Here is a 26,881-nt window from a genome sequence, read left to right as displayed (position 1 = left end):
CCGTGCCGCCGCCCGCGCACGGATCGCTGCGGGTCCACGCACGGTCTTGTCAGTGGTCCGCGCTAACGTCGGTTTCGTGCGTTTCGGAGTGCTGGGACCGCTCGCCGCGTGGACGACCGCGGGCGAGCCCGTCGTCGTGCCCGAGGCCAAGGTCCGCCTCCTGCTCGCCGCGCTGCTGAGCCGGGAGGGCAGGGCGGCGTCGGTGCCGTCGTTGACGGACGATCTGTGGGGCGAGCATCCGCCGGGCAATCCGGGCAACACCCTGCAGACCAAGGTCTCCCAGCTGCGCCGGACGCTGGATCGGGCCGAGCCGGGCGCCAGGGAGATCGTGACGCACCAACCGGCCGGGTACGTTCTCGCCGTCAAGGCCGGTGACCTGGACGTCCACCGGTTCCGCGCGCTCACCGCCCGCGCCCGTGACACCGTCGATCCGCGCGCGCGGGCCGCGCTGCTGGCGGACGCGCTGGCCTTGTGGCGAGGTCCCGCGTACGCCGGATTCGAGGACGAACTCTTCGCCGTGGCCGCGGCACAGCGGCTGGAGGAGGAAAGGCTGCTCGCCGAAGAGGACAGAGCCGAAGCCCGGCTCGCGCTCGGCGAACACGGCCTCCTCACCGGGGAACTGGCGGCGCTGGTGTCGCGGCAGCCGTTGCGCGAGCGGCTCCGCGGCCTGCTGATGCGCGCCTTGTACGCCGCCGGGCGGCACAGCGAAGCGCTGGAGGCCTACGCCGAGCTCCGGGCTCGTCTGCGTGACGAGTCCGGTCTCGAACCGGGGCCGGACCTCGCGGCCCTGCACCAGGCGATCCTCACCCGCAGTCCGGATCTCGAACCCGTCCGCGCCGCCGAGCCGGTGCGCGGGAACCTGCCGGAATCACTCACCGAACTGATCGGCCGCACCACGGCGGTCAAGGAGGTCGGCGCGCTCGTCACCGACGCGCGGCTGGTCACTCTCACCGGCCCTGGTGGCGTTGGCAAGACCAGGCTCGCCATCGAGGCCGCCTCGAAGCACGCGATGGCCGACGGCACCTGGCTCGTCGAGCTCGCGGGCTTGGACACCGTCGAGTGCCCGACGTGCCCGCCCGAGGACCTCGTCGCCGTCGTCCTGGCGGCCGTGCTGGACCTCCGCGAGGAGGCCACGTCGGCGAAGTCGGTCACGCAGTCGCTGGCCGATGCCTTGCGGGACAAGGAGATCCTGCTCGTCCTGGACAACTGCGAACAGGTCGTCGAACCGGTCGCGGCGCTGGTGGAACGGCTGCTCGCGGCGGCGCCGCGGCTGCGTGTGCTCGCCACCAGCCAGGAACCGCTCGGGCTGCCCGGTGAGAACGTCTGGGCGGTGCCGCCGCTCGAACTGCCGGAGCACGCTGATTTCGCCGCCGTGCGGGAATCGAGCGCGGTCCGGCTGTTCACCGCCCGTGCCGCGGCGGCCGCTCCGGGGTTCGCGCTGGACGCCGGGAACGCGGCCGTCGTCACCCGCATCTGCCGCACGCTCGACGGCATCCCGCTGGCGCTCGAACTCGCCGCCACCCGGGTCCGGACGCTCGGCGTGCACGAACTCCTCGCCCGCCTCGACGACCGGTTCGGCCTGCTGTCCTCGGGCAGGCGGGGCGGGCCGCGCCGCCAGCAGACGCTCCGCGCGATGATCGACTGGAGCTGGAGCCTGCTCTCCGAGCCCGAGCAGATCGTCCTGCGCAGGCTCGCCGTCCATGCCGAAGGCTGCGGGCTCGACGCGGCCGAGTCGGTGTGCGCCGGCGGCGGGATCGCCGCCGCCGACGTCATGGACCTGGTGTCCCGGCTCGTCGACAGGTCGCTCGTGGTCAGCAGGCCGGGCAGATCCGGCGAACCGCGGTTCCGGCTGCTGGAGTCCGTTTCGGCGTACGCCTTGGAACACGTCGAACAGGCAGGCGAACTCGGCGAACTGTCCTTGCGGCACGCCCGTTTCCACGTCGAACTGGCCGAACGCGGCGACCCGGGGCTGCGCGGGAAGGAGCAGCGGCGCTGGCTCGACAGGCTGGACGCCGAGGGCGCCAACACCCGGCGCGCGCTGGAAACGCTGCTGAGGCTGGGAGAACACCGACTCGCGTTGCGGCTGGTGAACGCGACGACCTGGTTCTGGTTCCTCCGCGGACGGCTCAGCGAGGCCCGTCGCTCGCTGAACCTGGTACTCGACACGGAGATCGACACCGGCGACGAGTACGCGCAGGCTCTCGGCTGGAGCACCGGCATCGCCGTCCTCGACGGCACCTGCACCGAGGGTGCGGCGGAGGACGCCGTGTGGGGTATCGCCGATCCCGTCGCACGGGCGCGGACGCTGTGGTTCCTCGGCTACGCGTGGTCCACGATCGGCGACCTGTGCCGGGCGGAGAAACTCACCCTCGGCGCGCTGGAAACCGCCCGCGACATCGGTGAAGACTGGAGCGCCGCGGCCGCGCTGAGCGACCGGGCGACCCATCTGATCGCCGGTGGGGACCTCACCGGGGCCGGCCGGATCGCCGCTCAGAGCGCCGGGATCTTCGACGGGCTCGGCGAACGCTGGGGCTGGCTTCAAGCGTCGTTCGTCGTCGGCGTGCTGGCGTCGATAGCCGGGGATTACGACCACGCCGCCCGTGTCCATCGGGAAAGCCTTCGCCGCGCGGAGGAACTGGAGCTGTGGCCGGAGGTCGCCTACAAACTGTCCTGGCTGGGCCGCACGGCAATGCTCACGGGCGACTTCGAGGGGGCGAAGGAATTTCACGAGCGGGCCAGGACGTTGGCCGTCGAACACAGTTTCAAACCCGGCGAGGTCTACGCCGAGACAGGGCTCGCGCTCGGCGAGCGACGTCAGGGGCTGTTCGAGGAGGCCGAACAGCGGCTGCTGTCCATACTGGACTGGCATCGCCGCGTGGAGTCCGAAGCGGGCAGCACGCTCATCCTCGCCGAGCTCGGGTTCATCGCCGAGCAACGCGGAGACGCGGCGAAGGCGAAGCGGCTCCAGCTGGACGGCCTCGCGATCGCCCGGCACAGCGAGGATCCCCGCGCGATCGCCCTCGGTCTGGAAGGTCTGGCCGGGGCGGAAGCGGCAGCCGGCTCGTATCGCGCGGCCGCGCGGCTGCTGGGTGCTGCGGCGGCTTCGCGGCGATCGGTGGGCGCTCCCCTGGCGAAGGGGGAACGCGGCGACGTCGACAGGATCACCGGTGTCGTGATGGCGGCGCTCGGAGAAACCGCGTTTTCGGCGGAGCACGCGGCGGGCGAGAGGACACCGATCGATCAGTTGGTGACCGACAGTCAGTAGGCGCGCACCCGTATCACCACAATGGACCAGGCCTTTCTTCACATCGGCAACAAACGGTGATTTCTTTCTGTCGCCCAAGCGCCCCGACCGGTAGCGTGCGTATCCATGCGGGTGAGGTGGGGGGCTCCCGGCGGGCCCAGGGTGACAATGCCGTGGCGAGCGGCTCCGAGGGCGGCACTGACCAGTCCCCTGACTTTGATCATCGCCGCGGTGACCGCCCTCTTGGCCTGTTTCCTCGGCACCGCCGCCATCCTGCAGGCCTCGGCCGCGGGCGGTGCCGCGGTGACGTACCAGTCCGGCATCGCGTGCCCGGACTACTACGGCCCCGTCTTCAGCAAGGACAACGTCCCCGCCTCGGTCGCTCCGCAGGTCGTCGACTCGGTCCGCCGCAACGCCCCTGCGCACGGTTTCGCCGCGCCGGTCACCTCCCGGTACACGCCGTACCTCACCGGCACCGAGTTCAACGGCGACCCGAACTACAAGGTCGTGCTCGCCCACCGGGATCAGGCTCTTCCCGGCCATCTCGACCTGACGGACGGGTCGGCGAGCGCCGGTTTCTGGCTCGGCACCGTCGTGGCCGGCGCCGAAGGGATCAAAACCGGGACCACGCCGAGCGTCCGCGGCACCCCGTTGCCCCCGGTGACCGGGTTGTACCGCGACCTTGCCGACCCGGCGCCGCGCTGGTGGTGCTCGCAGCAGCGGAACGCCGTCGTCAGCAGGCTCGCCAACGACCCGCTCGACTCGGTCATGTTCGCCACCGACGGGAAGACCTTCGACGACACGGTCCGGGCGCTGGGCATCCCGGTGATCAAGACGCTGCACCTGTCGTTCTACGAGGCTCCTCCCAAGACCGTGAGCGAGGCCGAAGACCTGCAGGAACGTTCGAAGGCCCTCATCGCCGCGGTCAAGGCGGATCTGGGTGCCCGAGGTCTCGGTGACGCGATCGTCGGCTCGCTGCCGTTCGAGCGTTCGGTGGAGATCAGCAACCAGGCCGAATCGAATGTCCTGATCTCGATCCTGCCGCTCGCGGCCATCAGCATCCTGGTCGGCTGCGCGGGGATCGGCACCGTCGCGTTGCAGTGGTACCAGCGGCGGCACCCGCAGCTGAGGTTGCTGTCCGCCCGGGGCAGTGGCCCGGGCGCGCTGGGCCTGCTCGCGGTCGCCGAACTCGGGCTCCCCATCGTCGCCGGTGGAGCGGCGGGCGGCGTCCTCGCACGGCTGTTGCTCGGGGTGTACGGACCACCAGGTGAACTGGACGACGGGGCGATGGTGTGGGGGTCGCTCGTCGCGGCCGCGATCCTGCTCGTCTCGCTCGCGCTGCTCGCCGGGGTGATCGCGGTCCGCACTCACCGGGAGTTCGAACTCGGCCGCGTCCGCTCGGGAGGCCGTCGGCGGGTGAAGATCCTGGCGTTCTTCCCGTGGGAGCTGCTCACCGCCGGGGTCGCCCTGCTCGGCTGGAACCGGCTGGTCGACTACAGCAAGGGGTCCCGGATCGGCAACCCGCTCCCCCAGGTCGACCCGCTGGCGCTCACGTACCCGGTGTTCGTCGTGCTCACCGTCGGGCTCATCGCCGCACGGCTGGCCTGGCTCGCCTTGCACGCGTCGCATCGCGCGCGGCTGTGGTCCCGGCCGGCGCTGCAACTGGCCATCCGGCGGCTCGCCAGCGCCCGCGCGCCGGTCACCGGTGTGCTCGTGATCGGCACGCTGGCCATCGGGACACTGGCGACCGGGATCGGCATCGCCCGCGGCCAGGAGGAGGCGCTGCAGACGAAGTCGGCCATTTTCGTCGGGGCAGAGACGAGGGTCGACACCGAAAGCGTCGTCGGTACCGGACAGGTCCGGCTGCCCGCCTCGGTCGGCGACACCACCACGATCGTCGGCGAGCTGACCGGCACCGGCAATGTCGTGCTGGTCGTGGACCCGCGGACGTTCCGGCGCGCCGCCACGCTCGGCCCGCTCGACGGCGCCGAGGTCGACCGGTTGCTGAGCGGCCTGTCCAGCGCCGGCGCCGGTGTCCCGGCGATCAGGATCGGGAACAACGCGGCCCAGAAGACCGCGCTGCCCGCCGGCCTCGGGAACGCCAGGGCGATCGGCGAACTGCCGATGTTCCCGATCATCGGCACCAAGGCCGGGTACGTGATCTCCCGGGATTCGCTCGGCGCCGCGCAGCTGCGCGGCGTGCCCAAATGGAGCGTGCTGTCCAGCTCGTCGATGACCCAGGTGACCGAGGCGCTGAGCTCCGTCGGGGTGGCGACGGCGGTCAACCGCGTCACCCGTGAGTCCGCACTCGACGCGCTCCCGTTCTACGTCGTGTCCTGGACGTTCTCGTTCATGGCCCTCCTCGGTGCCGTGCTCGGGGTGGTGGCGGTGCTGTCGCTGCTGGTCGCGGTCGAAGTCCGCCGGCGCCAGAACGCGCTGGCCGGGGCGCTGGTGCTGCGGATGGGGATGCGGCCGCGTGCCCTGCTGGCGAGTCATCTGATGGAACTGGGCGCGCTCAGCGGGCTCGCCGTGGTCATCGGCGTCGTCTGCGGTGTCTCGGTCGCGGGGCTTTCGGTGCCGCGCTTCGATCCGGCGACCTTCCTCCCGCCCCAGTCGGCGCTGCCGGACCCGACCCCGCTCGCTTTGACCGTTCTCGCCGTCGGTGTGCTCGTCGTGGCGCTGGCGGGCTGGATCGCGATGCGCTCGGTGCGCACCGCCCGGACCGCGGAGTTGATCCGTGCCTGAGAAACCCATCTTCCGGCTGCGCGGGATCGGCGTCGACTACCAGACCCCGGCGGGTACCGTCACCGGCGTCGACGACGTCACCATCGACATCCCCGCGCGCGGGATCACCGTGCTGGCGGGGCCGTCCGGCTCCGGCAAGTCCACCCTGCTGCGGACGCTCGGCCTGTTCGAGCAGCCCGTGCGGGGCACGATCTCCTTCCAGGGCACCGAAACCGGCAAGCTTCGGCATCGCGACCGGCGAGCGCTGCGGCGGAACCACCTCGGCCTGGTGTTCCAGAACCCGACCGACAACCTGCTCGCGTACCTGAGCGTCGCCGACAACCTCCGCGCGGCGGCGGAATCGGCGGGGACCGAATGCCTGCCCGACGACATCCTCGATCAGCTGGGTCTCGGCGGGACCGGCAGCTGGCGGATCTCGGCACTGTCGGGCGGGCAGCAGCAGCGGCTCGCGTTCGGCTGCACCCTGGCTCGCCGCTCCACCGTCGTCCTCGCCGACGAGCCGACGTCCCAATTGGACGAAGGGTCCGCCGACCGGGTGCTCGACACCCTGAAGTACCTGGCGGGCCAGGATTTCGCCGTCATCGTCGCCTCACACGACGACCGGCTCATCGAACTCGGCAGCCGGGTCGCCCGGATGCACAAGGGCAGACTGGAAAAAGTCGAAGAACGGGAGGTCGTGCCGTGATGGCGGAACCCGCCCTCGAGGCCGTCGGGTTACGCCGCCGGTTCCCCCATCCCAGCGGCGACGTCGAAGTCCTGCGGGGGCTCGAACTGAGCGTGGCCGCGGGCGAGCTGGTCACCGTCTCCGGCCGGTCCGGTTCCGGCAAGAGCGCGCTGCTGGCGCTGCTGTGCGGCTTCGACTCGCCCGATTCCGGCAGTGTCCTGCTGGACGGCATCCCGATAGCGGGCGCGCCGCCGTGGCATACGTGCGCCGTCCTGCCGCAGGCACTCGGCCTCGCGAACGAACTGACGATCGCGGAGAACGTGGCGCTGCCCTTGCGGCTCCGCTCCGACGTCCCCAAACCCAGCGCGAAGGACATCCACGCGCGGGTTTCGGGGCTGCTGGAGGAACTCGGGATCGGTGAACTCGGCGACCGCTACCCGCTCGAGGTCTCGTTCGGGCAGCAGCAGCGGGTCGCGCTCGCCAGGGCGGTCAGCGGGCGGCCGCGGGTCCTGCTCACCGACGAACCCACAGCGCATCTGGACGCCGGGAGCACGCCACGCGTGCTTCGGCTGTTGCGGCGGTGCGCCGAGGAGGGCGCCGCGGTCATCGTGGCGACGCACGACGACGACGTGCACCGGATCGCGGACCGGCGGGTCCGCCTGCTGGACGGCGTTCTTTCCTGACCGGTCACTGGGCGGTGTCCTGCCAGGTGGTCGTTCCGTGAAGGCCTCCTTGAGGGACCCAGAGTCCCTCAAGGAGGCCTTCACGGAACACGCACCGGTGAGCGTTTCCTGGCAGGGGCGCGTGTGAAGGCCCCTAGGGAGCGACAGGGCCCGCCTTCCCATACAGGTCGTTTCCGGCCCAGTTCACGACGTCCTGCGAAGGCCGCGACGGCGGGACCGGCACGAAGTTCGCGGCGTCGTCGACGCTTCCGGTGCCGTCGTACTTGGCCTGCAGCGGATACGGGAACACCGGCCGGGTGCGGAAGACCTTGCCGTCGGCGTCGCGGCCGGTGGCGGTGGTCCGGTCCGGCGCGGTGCCACGTTCGACCCAGGAGACCAGTTCCTTCAGCGGGTCGTACTCGGTCAGCTTGTCGCCGGTCGCGCAGTGGTACAGGCCGGGCACCATGAACAGCCGCGCCCAGCTCTGCGTCGCGGCGGGGCCGCCGTTGGCGCGGGTGAGCCGCTGGTAGTAGTCGATGCTGCCCGCGGCGGGGATCGCCTGGTCGGCCCAGCCGTGCCAGATCACGAGTTTCCCGCCCGCACGGCGGAATTCGCGCAGGTCCGTCGACATCGCGTTGGAGCGGATGCCTTCCGGGGTCAGCCGGTCGAATTCGCGTGCGGTGAAGGCGAACTTCTCGACCGACGAATGCGGTGTCCCGATCGGGTAGGCCATGTACTTCAGGTAGTTGTCGGCGAGCGCCTGCGCGAAGGGGACGCCGCCGGTTTCCGGTGACGGGATGATCCAGCCGTACCAGGAGAGCTCGGAGCCGACGGTCTGGCCGCCCGGGTACAGTTTGCGGCCGCGTTCGTCGGTCGGCGGCGCGTAGATCTTCTTGGTGGCCTGGACCTGTGCCGCGGTGAGGCAGCCGGCGTTGTCGGTGCCCGGCGGGCAGGCGATGGTGGCCGGGTCGAAGCGGCAGGTGCGCGGATCGTCGATGGCGCCGTCGCCGAGACCGTCGGACTTGTCGCATGTGGACAGTGCGGCGGCGTGCAGGGCCGGGAGTTTGCCGGCGGTCAGGATCGGCTTGCCGTCGGCGCCGGTGTTCACTTTCGCGAGCCAGGTCTGGTAGACGCCGAGCAGCGGGCCCCAGTATCCGGCGGGCGCGCCGGCGACGATGCCGTCGAAGTCGTGCGGGTAGCGCTGGGCCAGCAGGAGCGCCTCGCGGCCGCCGTCGGAGCAGCCGCTGAAGTAGGACTTCTTCGGCGGAGCGCCGTAGAACGCCGCGATCAGCCGCTTGGACGCCTTCGAGACCACGTGCGGCGCACGGAACGCGAAGTCGTCACGCGCGGCCTGGTCGTTCTCGGCCCACTTGCCGTCCTCGACCACCAAAGGGGTCTTGCCGACGTGACCGTCGTCGGTGGCCGCGACCGCGACGTCGCCGCCGTGCGGGAGGCCGCAGTCGGCGAACGGCGGCGTGTTGACCACGCCGCAGAACCCGCCACAGCCGAACTGCAGGTACCGGCCCGCGTAGGTTTTGGTCGGCAGCCGTAGCTGGAACTGCACCGCCGGTTCGACGTGGCCGCGGACGTCGCAGTTCTCCGGTTCGGTCGCCGTCGCCGGCACCACGGTCGCGGTCTTGACGTGGGTGACCGCGCCGGGAAGGTCGTAGGTCCGCACGAGATCGGCGCAGGTGCGCACCGGGCGGAAGGTCGTTTCGCCGGCGGTGGCCGCCGGAGCCGTGAGTATCGAGCCTGCCGTGATGAGCGCTGCCACGCCGAGCATGGACAACCGCCGCATTTCCCCACCCCAGTTTCCGGATCGGCTTCAGTTGGCTCATTCACCCTGGCCCCGCTCCCGTCCGTTGTCCACCAGGTTTGGGGGCATCCGGGTTGTCCACTTCGGGCCAGGTTTGTCCGGGTGTCTTGACATCGATGTCACAAGCGAGTTTTTCTCTCTTGGCGTCACCGGTCCCCCTGCGAGAAAGCATTGGTGCAACGATGCCCCGAAGCGTCAGACCTTGGGTCTGCAGCCTTCTGAGTGCCACGGTCGTGGCGTCCGGGCTGGTAGCCCTCCCCGCCACCTCCGCGGCCGAAGAGGCCCCACCGGACTTCTATTCCTCGTTCGAGCCGGGTGAACCGGAGCCGACGTGGAGCGACACCGTCGACATCGACCCGTCGGGCAAGCCGAAGGCCTTCGGTGTCGACGGTGCGAACGCCACCACCATCCCCGGTGACATCCGCGGCAAGGTCACCGAGGTCTCCGCCAACAGCGAGAACACCCCCAACGAGGGGGCTTCGAACCTCGTCGACGGCTCGACCGACACCAAGTGGCTGGCCTGGACGCCGACCGGCTGGGCGCGGGTCACGCTGTCCGAGCCGACGTCGATCACGCGGTACGCGCTGTCCTCGGCGAACGACTTCGACAACCGCAACCCGCAGGACTGGACACTGCAGGGATCCGCCGACGGCCAGACTTGGACGGAGCTGGACAAGCAGACCGGGCAGAAGTTCAGCGAGCCGTTCCAGACGAAGGAGTACCGCCTCGCGGCCGCGAGCGCCGCGTACAAGTACTTCCGGCTCGACGTCACCAAGAACAACGGCGGCCCGATCATGCAGCTTTCGGAGCTGCTGCTGGCCAACGAGGACCCGGCCCCGCCGGCGCTGCCGAACATGCGCAGCTTCGCCGACAGCGGCCCGGGCAGCGGCTACACCAGCAAGAACCGGGTGGGCTTCACCGGCCTGCGGGCGTTCCGTTACTCCGGCAGCCACAAGGCGCAGGGGCACGGCTGGTCGTACAACAAGATCTTCGACGTCGACATCCCGGTGGCGGCGACCTCGGAGCTGTCGTACAAGGTGCAGCCGGAGTTCATCCGCGGCGACCTCAAGTACCCGAGCACGAACGTCGCGGTGGACCTGGCGTTCACCGACGGCACGTACCTGAGCCAGCTCGGCGCGGTCGACCAGTACGGGTTCGGGCTCTCGCCGCAGGGCCAGGGCGCGAGCAAGGTGCTCTACACCAACCAGTGGAACCTGGTGCGCTCGCAGATCGGCGTGGTCGCGAAGGGCAAGACGATCGACCGGATCCTGGTCGGCTACGACAACGCCGACGGGCCGGGTTCGCTGCAGGGCTGGCTGGACGACATCAAGGTCTCGGCGACGCCGACGCCGCCGGCGAGCCTTCGCCCGTCCGACAACGTGCTGACCACGCGCGGCTCGCTGTCGAACGGGTCGTTCTCGCGGGGCAACAACATGCCCGCGACCGCGGTGCCGCACGGGTTCAACTTCTGGATCCCGACGACCGACGCGGGCACGTTGAGCTGGATGTACTCCTACCACTCGCGCAACAACGAGCATAACCTCCCGGCGCTGCAGGCGTTCTCCGCGAGCCACGCGCCGAGTCCGTGGATGGCGGACCGGCAGACCTTCCAGTTCCTGCCCTCGACCGCGTCCGGGGTGCCGAATCCCGACCGTGAGGCGCGGAAGCTGCCGTTCAAGCACTCGAACGAGACCGCGCGGGCGCACTACTACGGCGTCGACTTCGAGAACGGGATCAAGGCCGAGGTCGCGCCGACCGATCACGCGGCGCTGTACCGCTTCGAGTTCCCCGGTGCGGACTCGAACCTGATCTTCGACAACGTCAACAACAACGGCGGGCTCACCCTCGACCCGGCTGGCCGGGCGATCACCGGGTACAGCGACGTGAAGAGCGGGTTGTCCGCCGGTGCGACCCGGATGTTCGTCTACGCCACCTTCGACAAGCCGGTGACCGCCGGTTCGAAGCTGTCGACCGGTTCGGGCGACCAGAAGCGGGACAACGTCCTCGGCTACCTGAAGTTCGACGCGGGTGCCGACAAGACGGTGAACATGCGGATCGCGACCTCGCTGATCAGCGTCGATCAGGCGAAGAAGAACATGGAGCAGGAGCTCGCCCCGAACGCGACGCTCGAGTCGGTCGCCGACACCGCGCAGAAGGCGTGGGACGAGAAGCTCAAGGTCGTCGAGGTCGAGGGCGCGTCGAAGGATCAGCTGATCACGCTGTACTCCAACCTGTACCGCCTGTTCCTGTACCCGAACTCGGGCTTCGAGAACGTCGGCACGGTCGAGAAGCCGGTGAAGAAGTACGCGAGCCCGGTATCGCCGAAGACCGGCCAGGACACTCCGACACAGACCGGGGCGAAACTGGTCGACGGCGAGTTCTTCGTCAACAACGGGTTCTGGGACACCTATCGCACGGTGTGGTCGGCGTACTCGCTGCTCAGCCCAGAGACCACCGGCAAGCTGGTGGACGGTTTCGTGCAGCAGTACCGCGACGGCGGCTGGATCTCGCGCTGGTCCTCCCCCGGTTACGCGGATCTGATGACCGGGACGAGTTCGGACGCCGCCTTCGCGGACGCCTATCTCAAGGGAGTCAAGGGATTCGACGTCCAGTCGGCCTACGACTCGGCGATCAAGAACGCCACGGTGACCCCGCCGAACGGCGCGGTCGGCCGCAAGGGCATCGACGAGGGCACGTTCCTCGGGTACGCGCCGAACACCGCGGACCACGGGTTCTCGTGGGCGATCGAGGGCTACGTCAACGACAACGCGATCGCGAACATGTCGAAGAAGCTCTACGACGAGGCTCCGGCGAACGACCCGCGCAAGCAGGAGTACCTGGACAACCACGGGTACTTCACCGAGCGGGCCACGCAGTACGTGAACGTGTTCGACCCGAGTGTCGGCTTCTTCCAGGGCCGTGACGCGGCGGGCAAGTTCACCCGGAGCAAGGCGGAGTTCGACCCGGAGGTCTGGGGTATCGACTACACCGAGACCAATGCGTACGGCATGCGGTTCTCGGTTCCGCAGGACGGGCAGGGCTTGGCGAACCTCTACGGCGGCAAGGCGGGGCTCGCGTCCAAATTGGACGAATTCTTCGCCAAACCCGAGCAGGGGCTCAAGTTCGGCACCTACCCGGGGGTCATCCACGAGATGACCGAGGCACGGGACGTGCGGATGGGCATGTACGCGCATTCCAACCAGGCCGCGCACCACACGCTCTACATGTACGACTACGCGGGTCAGCCGTCGAAGACGCAGGCGAAGGTCCGCGAAGCGCTGTCCCGGCTGTATGTCGGCAGTGAGCTCGGCCAGGGCTACGGCGGTGACGAGGACAACGGTGAGCAGTCGGCGTGGTGGCTGTTCGGCATGCTGGGCTTCTATCCGCTGCAGGTCGGCAGCTCGGACTACGCGATCGGCTCGCCGCTGTTCACCAAGGCGACCGTGAACCTGCCGGGTGGCAAGAAGATCGTGGTCAACGCGCCGAAGAACAGCGCGAAGAACGTCTACGTGCAGGGTCTGAAGGTGAACGGCAAGGCGCAGACCTCGACGTCACTGGCGCATGCGGCGATCGCCAACGGCGGGACGCTCGACTTCGACATGGGCCCGAACCCGTCGTCGTGGGGTACCGGCCCGGACGACGCGCCGAAGTCGATCACCAAGGGCGACGCGGTGCCGACGCCGGTGCACGATCTGACCAAGCCGGTCTCCGGTGGGGACGCCGCGTTCTTCGACAACACGTCGCGGACCGAGGCGAAGGTCAAGGCACCGGTCCAGTATCAGGTGCCCTCGACGAATGAGGCGGGTTCGTTCTACACGCTGACTTCGGGCAAGGGCGCGGGTGACGCGAAGAGCTGGGTGCTGAAGGGCTCCTACGACGGGAAGACGTGGGCGGTCGCGGATCAGCGGACCGATCAGAAGTTCTCGTGGCGTCAGCAGACCCGGGCGTTCAAGATCGCGAACCCGGCGCACTACGCCCACTACCGGCTCGAGGTCACCGCGACCACGGGCGGAGAGGCGTCGCTGTCGGAGTTCGAGGTGCTGGGCAAACCCGACGCGGCGTGCACGCAGACGATCACGGGCGAGCGCAAGGGCCCGCTGACCGTGCGGGACGGCGTGACCTGTGTGGACGGTGCGACGGTGTCCGGTCCGGTGTCGGTGGCGGCGGGCGCGAGCCTGATCGTCCGCGGCGGGACGGTCTCCGGACCGCTGACGGCGAACGGCGCGGCGCGGATCGTGCTGAACCGGGCGAAGGTGAACGGTCCGGTGGCGATCACCGGGACGACCGGGCCGGTCTCGATCGAACTGACCGAGATCGGCGGACCAGTGGTGTTGACGGGCAACAAGGGGCCGGTGCTGACCGCGAGCACGATCGGCGGACCTCTGGCGTGCGCGGCTAACTCCCCCGTTCCGACGGACTATGACCTGCAGAACACCGTCCGCGGCCCGGCCGCCGGGCAGTGCGCGAAGCTGTAGTCCTCCGGTAAGTACGTGAAGGCCCCCTTCCTTGCGCCTAGCGCTGTGAAGGGGGCCTTCACGTACTCAGAACGTGTCGCAATTCGTCATCTACTTGCGGCCTCGGAGGATGCCGAAGCCGACGAGAGCCGCGGACAGCAGGGTGAGCGCGAGACCGGCGTAGGTGATCGCGTGCTGGAAGCCGGCCGATTGCTGAGCCGCCGTCAGCGCGCCGGGGAAGACCAGCGCCAGGATGGTGCCGCTGAGCGCGATGCCGATCCCGGTGGTGACCTCGCCGGCGGTGTCGACGAGTGCGGCTCCGATGGTGGTCCGGTTCGAGGGCAGGCCACGCATCACGTTGGTGCCCGCCACGACACCGACCACGCGCATACCCACCGCGACGAGGGCGAGAGCGACGGCGATCCAGACATAGCCGAGCCCGCCGAACGCGGTGTAGACGGCGAGCCCGCACACGACCGCGCAGGCGCCGAGCCAGGCGGCCTTGGTGAGCCCGGCACGGGTGATCAGGGGCGTGACGAGCGCACCGCCGCCGATCAGGACGACGACCTGGGGAAGCATCCCGAGGGCGGCTTGAGCGGGAGTCCAGCCCAAGCCGAACTGGAGGTGCAGTGTCACCAGGTAGCCGAGTCCGGCGGTGGCCAGCGTGGCAGCGCCTTTGAGGGCCAGACCGCCGGACACGAGCGGCCGGGCGATGAGTGTCAGGTCCAGCAGTGGATGGCGGGCGGTCTTCTCCCGGCGGATGAAGCAGATTCCGGCGATGAGCGCGGCCGCGGCGACGACCCAGGGCAGAGCGGAGGCGGTGCCGGCTTCGACGAAGAACGTGGGAGCGAGAAGCGTGAGGACGATCGTCGCGGTCCCCAGCGCGGCACCGGCGACGTCGATCGGATCGCGGTGCAGGCCGGCGGGGTCGTCGGCCGGGATACCCGCCCGGATGCCGAGGAACGCGAGCGTCGCGACCGGCACGTTCACCAGCAGCAGTGCCTGCCACGGTGCGACGGCGAGGGCGAGCCCACCGGCGGTGGGGCCGATGGCGAGGCCGACCAGGCCCACGGTCGAGATCAGGGTGGTCGCGTGTACGCGCAGCACGTCGTCGTCGAACAGGCGGAACGCGAGGGCGAGCGACCCGGGGGTCGTCATCGCGGCCGCGATGCCCATGAGGGCGCGGACGGCGATGAGCTGCCACGCGACGGTGACGAACATCGTGGCCAGGCTCGCCGCGCCGAGCAGCACGAGCCCGGTGAGCATGACCTTGCGCCGTCCGATCCGGTCGGCCAGCGCACCGAAGGCCAGCATCAGCCCGCCGAACACGACGGAATACACGCCGGTCACCCATTGCAGGGTGGTCGCCGAGGCGGAGAGTTCGCGGCCGATGGTCGGCAACGCGACGTTGAGGATCGAATTGTCGAGCATCTCGAACAGGAACACGGCCGAGAGCCCGGCCAGCGCCGGCCACGCTTCGACCAAGGACCGGCTTTGAACGTGGGTACGCAAAGAAAACTCCTTCACTAGGAAGGAGTGACGGTTCATTCGATACCGCGTGTGCGCGTGCCGATCGGACAGCACGTTTCTACCCCGATACCGCGATCATACCCTCGCTGCTCTGTTCGAGTGGATGTGTTTTCCGCTACTGCGGGTAAGGAGCGCCGGACGCTAGCGTCGGCTGGGGAGAGCATTCGCGCTTACAGGGGAGATTTTTCTTATGGTGCAAAGAAAATCGTCGCGGCCTTTGCTGAGAGCCCGGCTCGTGGCCGCGCTCACCGTCGCCGGGTTGATCGCCACCACGGGTACCGCGCTCGCCGACACCAGCGCCGACCGCAAGGTCGTGCAGGAGGCACTGGACCAGATCACCTTGAACGGCGCGCTCGGCGTGCAGGCCAGGGTGACCGACGGCTCGCAGCGGTTCACCGCTCGCTCGGGTAAGGCGGAGCTGGGTTCGAATCGCCCGGTGCCGGAGAACGGCCGGTTCCGTGTCGGCAGCATCACCAAGACGTTCGTGTCGACAGTGCTGTTGCAGATCGCGGGCGAAGGCAAGCTCGACCTGGACGCGCCGGTCATCCGGTATCTGCCCGGCCGGATCGACGGCCGCATCACGGTCCGCCAGGTCCTGCAGCACACGAGCGGCCTCTACAACTACACCAGCGCGTTGCCGCTCGACCCGGACGAATTCGAGCAGATCCGCTACAAACATTGGGCGCCCGAGCAGCTGCTCAAGATCGCCACCGACAAGCCACTCGACTTCGACCCCGGCACCCGGTGGAGCTACTCCAACACCAACTACGTGGTCGCGGGTCTGCTGGTGGAGAAGCTGACCGGCAAGCCGTACGGGAAGGCGGTCGAGCAGCGGATCCTGAAGCCGTTGCGCCTCGACGGCACCGAGGTCCCCGGCGACAACGTCGAGATCAGGGGCCCGCACGCCCACGGTTACGCGACCGTGGCGGGCAAGCCGAACGACGTCACCCGCATCAACCCGTCGGTCGCGTGGGCCGCCGGCGAGATCATCTCCACCACCCGTGATCTGGACACGTTCGTCGTGGCGCTCGCGAGCGGCAAGCTGCTCAAGCCCGCGCAACAGCGGGAGATCGGCAAGACCACCGCGGTCAGCCCCGGCTACGGCCTGGGCCTTGAGGTGCAAACCCTGCCGTGCGGCAGCAAGGTGTGGGGCCACGGCGGCGGCATCCCCGGCTACTCCTCGCAGCTGCTGACCACTCCGGACACCAAGAAGCGGCTGGAGCTCTCGGCCACGAGCGCGCCGACCGGGGGCGACCCCGGCCCGGCGTTCCTCAAGCTGCTCAACGAAGTCTTCTGCTGAGGCCTTCCGGTCAAGGCAGAGCCAGGTTTCGCGCCGACGACACGCGGAGGCCATCTCTCCGGCGGCTCAGTGCCGTGAGGGCCTCCTTCCCTATCCTGAGAGTAAGGAACTCGGCACTCGTGGGCGTGTCCTTGATCAAGGGCGAGCCGAGTGGGCAGGCCTGATTCTGGGCGCTGGCGGGGCTTCAGTGTCCACAAGGGACGCTGTCGGGCGATTGGGTGTCCGATTGATGCCGCTACGTACGTTTCCGCGAGGGGTCGTGAGTGGTAATGAGGGTTAGGCCGACAAAAATCACTCACGACCCCCTCGCGAAACCGTGCAAGTCACCCAAACCGGGCACACTTATCTCGCAAAGTGTCCCTTGTGGACAGTCAAGAGTCCGGTGAGGCTACCGGTCAGGCAGGAGCGCCCCGCACCGCCAGTTTCTGCACGTCCATGTACAGGCAGCCAGCCGTCGTGGGCTGCGGCGAGCAGGCCCTGTCCGGGTAGAACGACAGCTGGTTGGACGAAACGGTCAGCCGCACGAACAGCACCCCGGTCGCACTGCCCGGCGCGAGCTGGAGCGCGGTGAGCTTGTTCAGGTCGGCGGGTTTGAAGTCGCCGGTGCCCGCCTTCACCCACGTCGTGCCGTCCACCGAGGTCTCGACGGTGACGTCCTTGGCCGCGGCGGGCGGGTCGTCGCCGCAGACGTTGGACGGGTCGATCTCGATGGCGCTGACGTTGACCGGTTTGCCGAGTTTGAGCGTGACGAACCGCGTCTCGACCGTGCCGTCGGCGCGGACGACCTTGTCGGTCGACCAGCCGCCACCGCCGAGCACCGACGACTTCACCAGGTCACCGGGACCGCAGCCGTACGGCGTGAAGTCCTCGCCGTTGAACGCGGTGACACCGGCGCCCGCGTCGGTGGAGGCCCAGTTGAACCGCAGTGACCAGTCGACCTTGGTGGTTCCCGAGCGCACCGAGACCGCGCGGGTCTCGCTGTCGGCGCCGCCTCCGGAGGCGTAGACCTTCGGATAGGTACCGGGAAGCACGCCGGGGATGGTGTAGCCGCCGCCGGCGTCGGTGACCGCGGACAGCGAGCCGCCGAAGCCGGAGTCGTGCCCGCTGAACCGCACGGCGACGCCCCCGAGCGGGGCACCGCTTTCGCGTTCGGTGACCTTGCCGGTCACGGTCCCGGTCGGGGTACCGGCGGGCGGCGGGGTGGAGAAGTCCTCGGCCGGTGCGGTGTCGGCGCCGGTGATCGACGCGGCGAAGTAGCCCATGCCGCGTGCGGCGAAGGTCTTCCACAGTTTGGCGTGCGCGCGGCCGCCGTTGATCACCGTGTCGGCCTGCAGGATCGAGTTCCGCATGTCGAGGAACGACGGCGACGCGGGCGAAAGCTCCATCGCGCGGGTGACCAGCGCCCGCGTCAGCTGCACACCGAGCGCGGAGCGGAGGTCCCACAGCGCGCTCGCCCAGATCTCACCGTCGGCGTGCACCTCCGGGAAGCCGATGATCCGGCCGAGGTCGCCGTAGGTGTAACCACCGGGCCCCGCCCCCGGCGTGCCGGGGCACTGCGGCGCACCGGCGCCGACCGGGCAGTCCAGCGGCTGGGTGCGGGCGAGGGGGACGCCGTTGCTCACGTAGTCGCCGCCGAGGAGTTCACCGGGCGCCGAGGTGTCCTTGATCGCGTTGCGTCCGACGAGGTAGTCGAAGGCGTACCAGTCGCTCCAAGCCTCACCCATCGCCCCGGACTGGAAGGAGTTCAGCGTGGAGTTGCCCCGCGCGTCGACGACGAGCCGGTTGGACAGGCCGTGGCCGTACTCGTGGTGGATGATCGTGGCGTCGTCGGCGGAGTTCGCCGCGAGGAACGGGTCGGTGGGGTCCCTGGGATCGTGGAACAGGAACATCCCCATCGTCGGCGGCTGCCCGTCCGGCGGGGTGCCCATGAACGCGTTGTCGTAGTAGCCCGGTTCCTGCGCGCCGAGCAGAGTGTGGACCTGGACGGCGTCGCCGTCGACCTTCTCGAAGTTGCCCGCCTCGCGGGTGAAGCCGATCGGGAAGGAGGCGAGGTGGTCGTGGAAGCTCCCGACGTAGGCCAGTGCCTGCACGGCGTTCTGTTCGCGGTTCTTCGCCCACGAGCCCGGCGTCTTCGGGTCCCAGGAGCAGGGCCTCGCCGTCGAGCACGGCGGGCCGACGACGCCGGTGAAGTCGGTGAACCTGTAGCGGTAGGTGCCGTCGGTGTTCGGCCCGATCTCCTCCTGCGGCTGGAACTTCAGGTCGCCGTTGACGTCGGCGGCGACGTGCGCGACGTTGCCGTCCAGTGTCTTGGCGTCGGCGGGCAGCCAGCCCTTCTGGGTCAGGTCGACCTGCTTCTGCGGGCCGGGCTGGGCTTCCCAGGCGAGGCCTTTGGCGCCGGCAGCGTCGTTGGCGTCGTTAACGTCATTGGCGTGGTTCACCAGGTTCTTGCGGTAGAGCAGCTTGCCGGTACCGGCGTCGGTCACCTCCTGGAACATCTTGTCCACGGCGGGTTTGGCCAGCGTGTACCAGGCGGGCCGGAGCCCGTCACCGGTCAGGAAAGCGACCTTTTCGGAGGCCGGGGCGGGGGCGGCCAGCGTGGCCGCGCCCAGCGACGCGGGCAGGTCGCGCACGGGCGCCCCGTCCAGCTGGATCAGTCTGCCGTCCTTGGCCACGTGTGCCTTCAAGCCGTTGCCGAACACCGGAATCCCGCCGACGGACTGGGTGAAGGACAGGTGGTGGGTGCCTTCGACGTCGACGTAGTCCTTGCGCAGGTTCAGCTTCGCGGTGTCTCCCGCGCTGAGACCGACGAGGCCTTCTTTCTCCCGCAGGTAGTTCAGCACGATGTCGCGGGGTGATTTCCCGCTCGGTCCGGTGAGGAACCCGTCGGTGCGGGCGAGGACGCGGGGTGTGCCGGTCAGCTCGTCGTAGTCGAGCACGGCCTGGTTGCCCAGTTCCGCGCGTGCCTTCGCGACGGAATTCGCCCGTGACGCCGAGAGCCGGTCGTGCGCGCCGAGGACGCGCGGGCTGGTTCTCGCCGTGTCGCGGACATCGATGTCCTTTCCGGATCTGTCCGGTGTGGTGTGCACGGCGCCCGGTGCCGGTGCCGCTCCGGCTTGGGGCGCTGTGACCAGCGCTAATACTGTGATGGCGGTCGCGGCGCACAACGAGGTACGCGATCGCGACGAACGTGACGTCACTCCAGACCCCTCTCTTGGTGGTGACGCAGACGTTCTCTTCGTACCGATACAGTCACAGTGGACGTCAGCGCCGATCAGGTACGGAATTCCCGGTGAGCGGGACCCCTTGCGCTTGAGTGTCCACAGTGGATCGAGCGGGATTCGTAGGGGAAGATGGACAGCGCCACGGAATTCGAGCGGCTGCGCCCTGCCATGTTCGGTCTCGCCTATCGCCTGCTCGGTTCGGCGGCGGAGGCGGAAGACGCCGTTCAGGACGCCTATCCGAAGTGGGCGGGCGCCGAACGCGGGTCGATCGCGTCGCCGCGGGCGTGGCTGGCGAAAGTGGTCACCAATCTCTGCTTGAACCGGCTGACCTCGGCCAGGGCGCAGCGGGAGCGGTATGTCGGGCCGTGGCTGCCCGAACCGGTCCTGACCTCGGATGACGTGCTCGGCCCGCTGGAGACGGCGGAGCAGCGGGATTCGGTGTCGCTGGCGATGCTGGTGTTGCTGGAGCGGCTCAGCCCGGTCGAGCGGGCGGTGTTCGTGTTGAAGGAGGCTTTCGCGTACAGCCATCGTGAGATCGCCGGGATTCTCGACGTGTCCGAGGTGAACTCACGCCAGCTGCACAGCCGCGCACGACGGGCCCTGAACCGGTCGGACGAGCGGCGAGCGCCGAACCCGCGACACCACGAGAAGCTCGTCGCGAGCTTCCTGTCGGCGGCGCGGGACGGCGACCTGCCCGCTTTGGAGAGCTTGCTGACCGCCGATGTCACGGCGTGGTCCGACGGTGGCGGCAACGTCACCGCGGCCCGGCGTCCGGTGCACGGCGCGGCCAAGGTCGCACGGCTGTACGCCGGGATGTTCGCCGGCGTCGGGCAGGTGTCGATCGAGATTCTCGAGGTCAACGGCGGTCCGGCGGTGGTCGCGACGGCCGGTGACGTCCTGTACGGCGTCCTCGGGTTCGAGATCGTGGACGACCGGATCTCGGAGCTCCGCGCGGTCGGGAATCCGGGCAAACTGACGTTCCTGTCGCGGCAGCTGTCACGTTCCGGGTGGCCGGTCGGTTCTTGAGGGTGGAAGCTCTCGTGAACGGAGGATCAAGGTGGCAAACCCGATTCTGGTGACCGGCGGTACCGGCGACCTCGGCCGTGAGGTGGTGCGGCGGCTGCTCGCCGGAGACCGGCCGGTCCGGATCATGAGCCGGCGGCCGCGCCCCGCGGCGGAACCGAACGAGTGGGCGCGGTGCGATCTGAAGACCGGTGACGGTCTCGCCGAGGCTGTCGACGGTGTCTCCGCGATCATCCATTGCGCGTCGACGCTGGGCCGCGGGGACGAGCGGGTGACCCAGAACCTCGTCGAGGCGGCGCGGCGCGCGGGCGGCCCGCATCTGGTGTACATCTCGATCGTCGGCATCGACGTGATCCGGTTCTTCTACTACGACGAGAAGCTGGCCTCGGAGAAGGTGATCGAGGAGTCCGGTCTGCCGTGGACGGTGCTGCGCGCGACGCAGTTCCACGAGCTCGTCGCGCGGGCGTCGTCGGCGCAGCGGCGGCTGCCGGTGACGTTCATGCCGTCGGGGTTCCGGTTCCAGCCGGTCAGCACCGGCGATGTCGCGGACCGGCTGGTCGAGCTGGTGTCCGGCGAGCCGTCGGGGCGGGTGCCGGATATGGGTGGTCCCGAGGTGCGGAGCGCCCGCGACCTGGCGGAGGCGTACCAGCGGTCGGTGGGGCGCCGGAAGCCGATCGTGCCGCTGTGGCTGCCGGGCAAGGCGGCTCGGGCGTTCCGGGCGGGAGGCAACCTGACCCCGGAGAACGCGACCGGTGCGGGCACCTTCGAGGAGTTCCTCTCCTCACGCGTTTAGTCCTCCGGACGCGGCACACCGAGCCGGGCTCACGCGTGCGAGTTACGGTGGCCTGGTGACGATCACCGGGTTCTTCTCCTCCTTCGAAACGGGTGATCCGCAGCCGGTGGATCCGGTCTTGCGCGTCGGCACCGGGCCGCGGTCGTCACCGACCGCGAAGACCGGCGCCGGGTTCACCGGTTTGCACGCCCTCCGCTACGAGAACACGCTGCGCGTCACCTTGTTCGAAGTGGACATCGAGGTCACCGGCGACACCGAACTGTCCTATGTGGTCTTCCCCGAAGCGGGGACCGACTACCGCGGTACCTTCGTGGCCCTCGACGTCGAGTTCGCCGACGGGACGTCCGCCGGGTTCAGCGCCGCCGGGCAGGGCCTGGACAAGACGTTGTACGTGGACCAGTGGAACCTCGTGCGCCGCAGGCTGGGCGAGTTCACCGGACGACGGATCACCCGGATCGTCCTGATCAGCGAGCCACCGGACGGCGAGGGCTCGGGCTGGGTGGACGACGTCCGGATCACCGAACGCGCGATCGAGATCCGCGAGCCGGTCGACCACGTCCGCACCACCCGCGGCACGCATTCCAGCGACAAGTTCTCGCGGGGCAACAACTTCCCCGCGACCGCCGTTCCGCACGGCTTCAACTTCTGGACCCCGGTCACCGACGCGGGCGTCACCAACTGGGTCTACAGCTACCACCGGCACAACGACGCCGCGAACCGTCCGGCGTTGCAGGCGTTCGCGCTGTCGCATCAGCCGAGTCCGTGGATGGGCGACCGGCACACCTTCCAGGTGATGCCGGGGATCGGTCCGGTCGAATCCGACCGGGCGCGCCGCGCGCTCGCGTTCTCCCACGACGACGAGATCGACCGGCCGCATCACTACGGTGTCCGGTTCGCCAACGGCGTCACCACCGACATCGCCCCGGCGGATCACGCGGCGCTGTTCCGGTTCACCTTCCCGGGTGACCGCGGCTGGCTGCTGTTCGACAACGCCCGCAACCGGGGAGGGCTGCGGCTCGACCCGGCGAACGGTGTCCTCACCGGCCACACCTGGGTGCGCAGCAGGTTGTCGGCCGGGGCGCGGCGGATGTTCGTCCACGCCGAGTTCGACGTCCACGCCGAAAACGGCGGGAGGATCCGGCGCCCGATGTGGCGCACGGTGACCGGGTTCCTGGAGTTCGCGGCCGGCGAGGTGACCATGCGGATCGCGACGTCGCTGATCAGCCTCGCGCAGGCCAAGCGGAACCTCGACCAGGAGATCCCCGCCGGCACGACCTTCGAACAGGTCCGCGATCAGGCCCGCGCGCAGTGGGCCGAGGTGCTGGGCCGGGTCGAGATCGAAGGTGCGACCGAGGACCAGCGGACGACTTTCTACTCCAATCTCCACCGCCTGTTCCTGTATCCGAACTCCGCGCACGAGGACACCCCGAAGGGCGTCCTCCACGCGAGCCCGGTCGTCCGCCGCCTCTGGCCCAGCACGCGCACCCGGACCGGCGCGAAGGTCGTGGACGGCGAGATGTACGTCAACAACGGCTTCTGGGACACCTACCGCACCACCTGGCCCGCGTACGCGCTGCTCACCCCCGGCCGGTGCGGGCGGATGATCGACGGATTCGTCCAGCAGTACCGCGAAGGCGGCTGGATCTCGCGCTGGTCCTCCCCCGGCTACGCCAATCTCATGACCGGCACCAGTTCCGACGTGGCGTTCGCCGACGCGTACCTCAAGGGGGTGCGAGGATTCGACGTCGAGGCCGCCTACGAAGCGGCGCTGAAGAACGCGACCGTGACGCCGCGCGGGCAGAGCGTCGGCCGGAAGGGCCTGCACGAGTCGATCTTCCTCGGGTTCACGCCGACGTCGGTCCACGAGGGACTGTCGTGGGCGCTGGAGGGCTGCGTCAACGACTTCGGCCTGGCCAATTTCGCCGAGGCACTCGGACATGACGACGACGCCGCGTACTTCCGGCAGCGCTCGCAGCAGTACGCGAACCACTTCGACCACCTGATCGGGTTCTTCCAGGGCCGCAACCGGGACGGCAGCCGCCACTTCGCCGCCGAAGGCTACGACCCCGAAGCGTGGGGCGGCGACTTCACCGAGACGAACTCCTGGAACACCGCCTTCTCCGTGCCCCACGACGGCGCCGGCCTCGCGGCGCTGCACGGCGGGACGGAAGCACTGGAGTCCAAACTGGACACGTTCTTCGCGACACCGGAGACCGGCCGCAAACCGGGTTCCTACGGTGGGCTGATCCACGAGATGACCGAGGCGCGCGACGTCCGGATGGGACAGTACGGGCATTCCAACCAGCCGTCACACCACATTCCCTGGATCTACAACCACGCGGGCGCGCCCTCGAAGACGCAGCGGACCGTGCGGGAGGTCCTGCGGCGACTCTACGTCGGGAGCGACCTCGGCCAGGGCTACCCCGGCGACGAGGACAACGGCGAGATGTCCGCTTGGTACGTCTTCGCCGCACTCGGGTTCTACCCGCTGGCGATGGGCAGCCCCGAGTACGCGATCGGCGCGCCGCTGTTCACGAAGGCGACCGTCCACCTCGAGAACGGGAAGGACCTGGTCGTCGAGGCGCCCGGCAACACCGACGACACCGTGTACGTCCAAGGGCTGACGATCGACGGACGGCCGCACGAGAGCACCACGCTCCCGCATTCCGCGCTGGCCGAGGGCGCGAAACTGGAGTTCACGATGGGCGAGCGGCCGTCGGACTGGGGCCGCTCCCCCGTCGAGCCCGCCGATCCGCGACCGCTCACGGACATCACGGCGGGCGACGGACCGCTGTTCGACGACACCACCAAGACCGAGATCACCTTCCCCGGGCGCGAACCGGTCATCGAGTTCCCCGTCGAGGACGCTTCTCGCGACGTCGTCATGTACACGCTGACCTCGGGAAGCCGCCGGGGTGACCCGCGTTCGTGGGTGCTGGAGGGATCCGACGACGGCGAGCGCTGGACGCTGCTGGACCAGCGTGAGGGCGAGACGTTCCGATGGCGCCGCCAGACGCGGCCGTTCGCCCTCGCCGAGCCGGCGCGGCACGCCCGATACCGTCTTCGCGTCACCTCGTCCACCGCCCGGCGGGTCACCCTCGCCCAAGGAGAGCTGCTCGCCCGATGATCACCCGCATCACCCAGGCCACGACCGACCGTCTGGTCGCCTCCGATCCCGGCCTGGTCCGGCTCCGGCTCGGCTTCTCGGCCGTCCTCAGCATCGTCGTCGCGGTGCTGGCGATCCTGCCGTTCCACCAGCCGCTCACGGTCACCCTCGTCGCCGCCATCGCCGCGATGACCTCCGCCTTCACCGTCAACGACGAGACCCCCGGGAAGCAGGCGGTGACGCTGGTACTGGGGCTGCTGCTCGGTGCGGCGTCCCTCACCGCGGCCAGCGTGGGATCGGCGGTGCCGCCGCTGGACAGCGTCGTGTTCGTACTGCTGATCTTCGTCGCGGTCTACGCCCAGCGGTTCGGTTCACGCGGGATCGCGCTGGGCTCGCTGTCGTTCTTCCTGTTCTTCTTCGCGATGTTCCTGCAGACGCATTTGAAGCAGGTCCCGGTGCTGCTGCTGGCGCTGACCATCGGGATCGCGGCGAACGCGGTGGTCCGGTTCGTCCTGGTGCGCAGGGACACCGACGCGGAGTTCCTCCGGATCCGGCGGGCGTTCCGGGCCAGGCTCGCCGCGGTGGTGAGGGCGGCCGAGGACCACCTCGCGGTGGGCGGGAGCGAACGCACCCGCAAGCGGCTCCGCAGGACGAACGCCCGGATGCACGAGTCCGTGCTGCTCATCGAGGACACCGCGCCGGAGGTGACCGGCGCGGAATCGGCGAACCGGCTCCGCCGCCGGGCGATCGAGGTCGAACTGGCGGTGCAGTGGCTGACGATCACGGTGCAACGCACCTGTGCCGAAGATCTCGACGATGACGTCCGGGACGATCTGATCGCGCGGATGCGGCGCTTCCGGTCGCTGATCGAACGTGATCCCCGTGAGCTGCCGCTGATCAGCGAGACCGAAGAGTTCAGCAAGATGCTGGTGGAAGGCAGCCGGATCGACGAACACGCCGCACCCGGTGACGGCGTCCGCCGCGCGCTCGCCGAACTCGCGCTGGCCGATGTGCGGGCACAGCGGGTCGCCGAGCACGACGTCTCCGATGCCGCCGACGACCCCGAAGATCCCGACGAGGAGAAGTCGTCGGCGTTCGCCTACGACAACCAGACGCGCAGCGCCATCCAGGCCGTGGTGGGCGGCGGGCTCGCCGTGCTCGGCGGTGAGCTGGTGTCGAGCCAGCGGTGGTACTGGGCGGTGTTGACGGTGTTCGTGGTGTTCATCGGCTCGTCGACGGCGGGGGCGACGTTCGTCAAGGGCGTCCGGCGGCTCGGCGGCACCCTGATCGGGATCGTCGGTGGGCTGGTGCTGACGCTGCTCGTGTCGGGCAGTGTGCCGGCGACGCTGGCGCTGATCCTGGTGTGCGTGTTCGGCATGGTCTACATGGCGCGCGTGTCGCAGGTGATCATGGCGTTCTTCATCACCAGCATGCTCGGGTTGCTGTACAGCCTGCTGGGCACGTTCAGCATCGAGGTGCTGTGGATCCGGGTCGCGGAGACCGCCGTGGGCGCGGCGGCCGGCGTACTGGCGGCGGTGGTGATCGTGCCGGTGCGCACGCGGGCGGTGATGCTGGACGACGTCTCGGCGCTGCTGGAAGAGCTGGACGAGTTCGTCGAGAAAGCCGCCGGCCTGCTCTCCGGTGCCGAGAACGTGAGCATCATCGAGAAGTCACGCGACCTGGACCGCGCGGTGGACAAGGTCCGCACGACGATCGAGCCGCTCACTCATCCGGTGAATCTCAGCAGCCGCCGCGACTACGGCTGGCATGTGCTCACGACGGTGGAGACCATCGCCTTCCGCGCCCGCCACGTCGCGGCGCGCTCACAGCCGGGGCTGCTGCTCAACGAGGCGGATCGGCTGCTGTTGTACACCGGGCGGATCCGGGAGAACACCTCGGTGCTGAGGAAGGCCATGGGTGATCCGGGTGGACTCGCCCGCGGCACGCTGATCCGCGACGACGGCACGCCGGTGGCGGACCGGATCGACGATCCGCAGGCGCGTTCGGTACTCAACAGTCTCGGGCATCTCGACGAGACGGTGATCGCGCTGGGCCGCGTGTTCGGGGTCGAGGCCACGGATCCGGCGTAGGTGTCTCGTGAGTGGTGAGGACGGTCAGGGCCAAGGGCGTCTTAGGTACGTGCTGCCGGTGCGCGGGTGGCGGTTTCGCGTGACTGGATGGACGACACACGTGCTTGGAGGGACGACACGCGTGATGGGGCGGACGGCTCGTGGCGGAACCCGGGCCGTGGTCGTGGCGTCCGTCCAGTCACGTGTGTCGTCCGCTGGATCACGTGTGTCGTCCGGTCAGTCACGTGACATCG

At 69.3% G+C, this 26,881-nt stretch carries 13 protein-coding genes; 10 read left to right on the top strand and 3 right to left on the bottom strand.

Annotated elements, in window-relative coordinates; genetic code table 11:
• Positions 1-76: 76 nt before the first annotated feature.
• The 4 genes from ACIHAO_RS09410 to ACIHAO_RS09395 all read left to right on the top strand — a co-directional run bounded on the left by ACIHAO_RS09410 (position 77) and on the right by ACIHAO_RS09395 (position 7,336).
• Positions 77-3,265, top strand: a complete 3,189-nt coding sequence (locus ACIHAO_RS09410; RefSeq protein ID WP_396556179.1) for a BTAD domain-containing putative transcriptional regulator — start codon at positions 77-79, stop codon at positions 3,263-3,265.
• A 147-nt stretch (positions 3,266-3,412) separates the two neighbouring features.
• Entirely contained in the window at positions 3,413-5,989 is a 2,577-nt protein-coding gene (locus ACIHAO_RS09405) for an FtsX-like permease family protein (RefSeq protein ID WP_396556177.1), read from the top strand.
• Positions 5,982-6,674: an ABC transporter ATP-binding protein gene (locus ACIHAO_RS09400; protein WP_125787667.1), complete on the top strand. Its 693-nt coding sequence runs from the start codon at positions 5,982-5,984 to the stop codon at positions 6,672-6,674. Before ACIHAO_RS09405 ends, ACIHAO_RS09400 begins: the two co-directional genes overlap by 8 nt.
• On the top strand, positions 6,674-7,336 hold the full coding sequence (locus ACIHAO_RS09395; RefSeq protein ID WP_396556175.1) for an ABC transporter ATP-binding protein: 663 nt from the start codon (positions 6,674-6,676) through the stop codon (positions 7,334-7,336). Before ACIHAO_RS09400 ends, ACIHAO_RS09395 begins: the two co-directional genes overlap by 1 nt.
• 133 nt (positions 7,337-7,469) lie before the next feature.
• Here ACIHAO_RS09395 and ACIHAO_RS09390 read toward each other — a convergent pair whose 3' ends face one another.
• Positions 7,470-9,113: a tannase/feruloyl esterase family alpha/beta hydrolase gene (locus ACIHAO_RS09390; protein ID WP_396556173.1), complete on the bottom strand. Its 1,644-nt coding sequence runs from the start codon at positions 9,111-9,113 to the stop codon at positions 7,470-7,472.
• Positions 9,114-9,313: 200 nt separating this feature from the next.
• Here ACIHAO_RS09390 and ACIHAO_RS09385 point away from each other — a divergent pair, with 200 nt between their 5' ends.
• Complete coding sequence (locus ACIHAO_RS09385) at positions 9,314-13,606, top strand: GH92 family glycosyl hydrolase (RefSeq protein ID WP_396556171.1); 4,293 nt, start codon at positions 9,314-9,316, stop codon at positions 13,604-13,606.
• 90 nt (positions 13,607-13,696) lie between these two features.
• On the opposite strand, the gene ACIHAO_RS09380 is transcribed toward ACIHAO_RS09385, so the two are convergent.
• The gene (locus ACIHAO_RS09380; RefSeq protein ID WP_396556169.1) at positions 13,697-15,097 is read right to left on the bottom strand and encodes an MFS transporter; all 1,401 of its coding nucleotides are present in this window, start codon (positions 15,095-15,097) and stop codon (positions 13,697-13,699) included.
• Positions 15,098-15,305: 208 nt separating this feature from the next.
• On the opposite strand from ACIHAO_RS09380, the gene ACIHAO_RS09375 reads away from it, so the two are divergent.
• Positions 15,306-16,415 carry a serine hydrolase domain-containing protein gene (locus ACIHAO_RS09375; RefSeq protein ID WP_396556167.1) on the top strand — a complete coding sequence of 370 codons (1,110 nt, stop codon included), beginning with the start codon at positions 15,306-15,308 and terminating at the stop codon, positions 16,413-16,415.
• A gap of 395 nt (positions 16,416-16,810) precedes the next feature.
• On the opposite strand, the gene ACIHAO_RS09370 is transcribed toward ACIHAO_RS09375, so the two are convergent.
• Positions 16,811-19,501 (bottom strand): M36 family metallopeptidase, encoded by a 2,691-nt coding sequence (locus tag ACIHAO_RS09370; protein WP_396556165.1) that lies wholly within the window; start codon positions 19,499-19,501, stop codon positions 16,811-16,813.
• Between the two features lie 264 nt (positions 19,502-19,765).
• Between ACIHAO_RS09370 and ACIHAO_RS09365 the strand changes: the two genes are divergently transcribed.
• Genes ACIHAO_RS09365 through ACIHAO_RS09350 form a run of 4 tightly spaced genes read left to right on the top strand, consistent with a single transcriptional unit; the run spans position 19,766 to position 26,648 of the window.
• Entirely contained in the window at positions 19,766-20,662 is an 897-nt protein-coding gene (locus ACIHAO_RS09365) for an RNA polymerase sigma-70 factor (protein WP_396556163.1), read from the top strand.
• A 31-nt stretch (positions 20,663-20,693) separates the two neighbouring features.
• On the top strand, positions 20,694-21,452 hold the full coding sequence (locus ACIHAO_RS09360) for an SDR family oxidoreductase (protein WP_396556161.1): 759 nt from the start codon (positions 20,694-20,696) through the stop codon (positions 21,450-21,452).
• Between the two features lie 55 nt (positions 21,453-21,507).
• Positions 21,508-24,579 carry a GH92 family glycosyl hydrolase gene (locus ACIHAO_RS09355; RefSeq protein ID WP_396556159.1) on the top strand — a complete coding sequence of 1,024 codons (3,072 nt, stop codon included), beginning with the start codon at positions 21,508-21,510 and terminating at the stop codon, positions 24,577-24,579.
• Positions 24,576-26,648, top strand: coding sequence for an FUSC family protein (locus ACIHAO_RS09350; protein WP_396556157.1), 2,073 nt, complete (start codon positions 24,576-24,578; stop codon positions 26,646-26,648). Before ACIHAO_RS09355 ends, ACIHAO_RS09350 begins: the two co-directional genes overlap by 4 nt.
• Positions 26,649-26,881 lie beyond the last annotated feature (233 nt).

The sequence above is a fragment of the Amycolatopsis sp. NPDC052450 genome (genome assembly GCF_044547565.1).
GTDB lineage: Bacteria > Actinomycetota > Actinomycetes > Mycobacteriales > Pseudonocardiaceae > Amycolatopsis.
The sequence above is the reverse complement of the archived record's forward strand: the minus strand, read 5'-3'. Positions and strand labels throughout refer to the sequence as shown.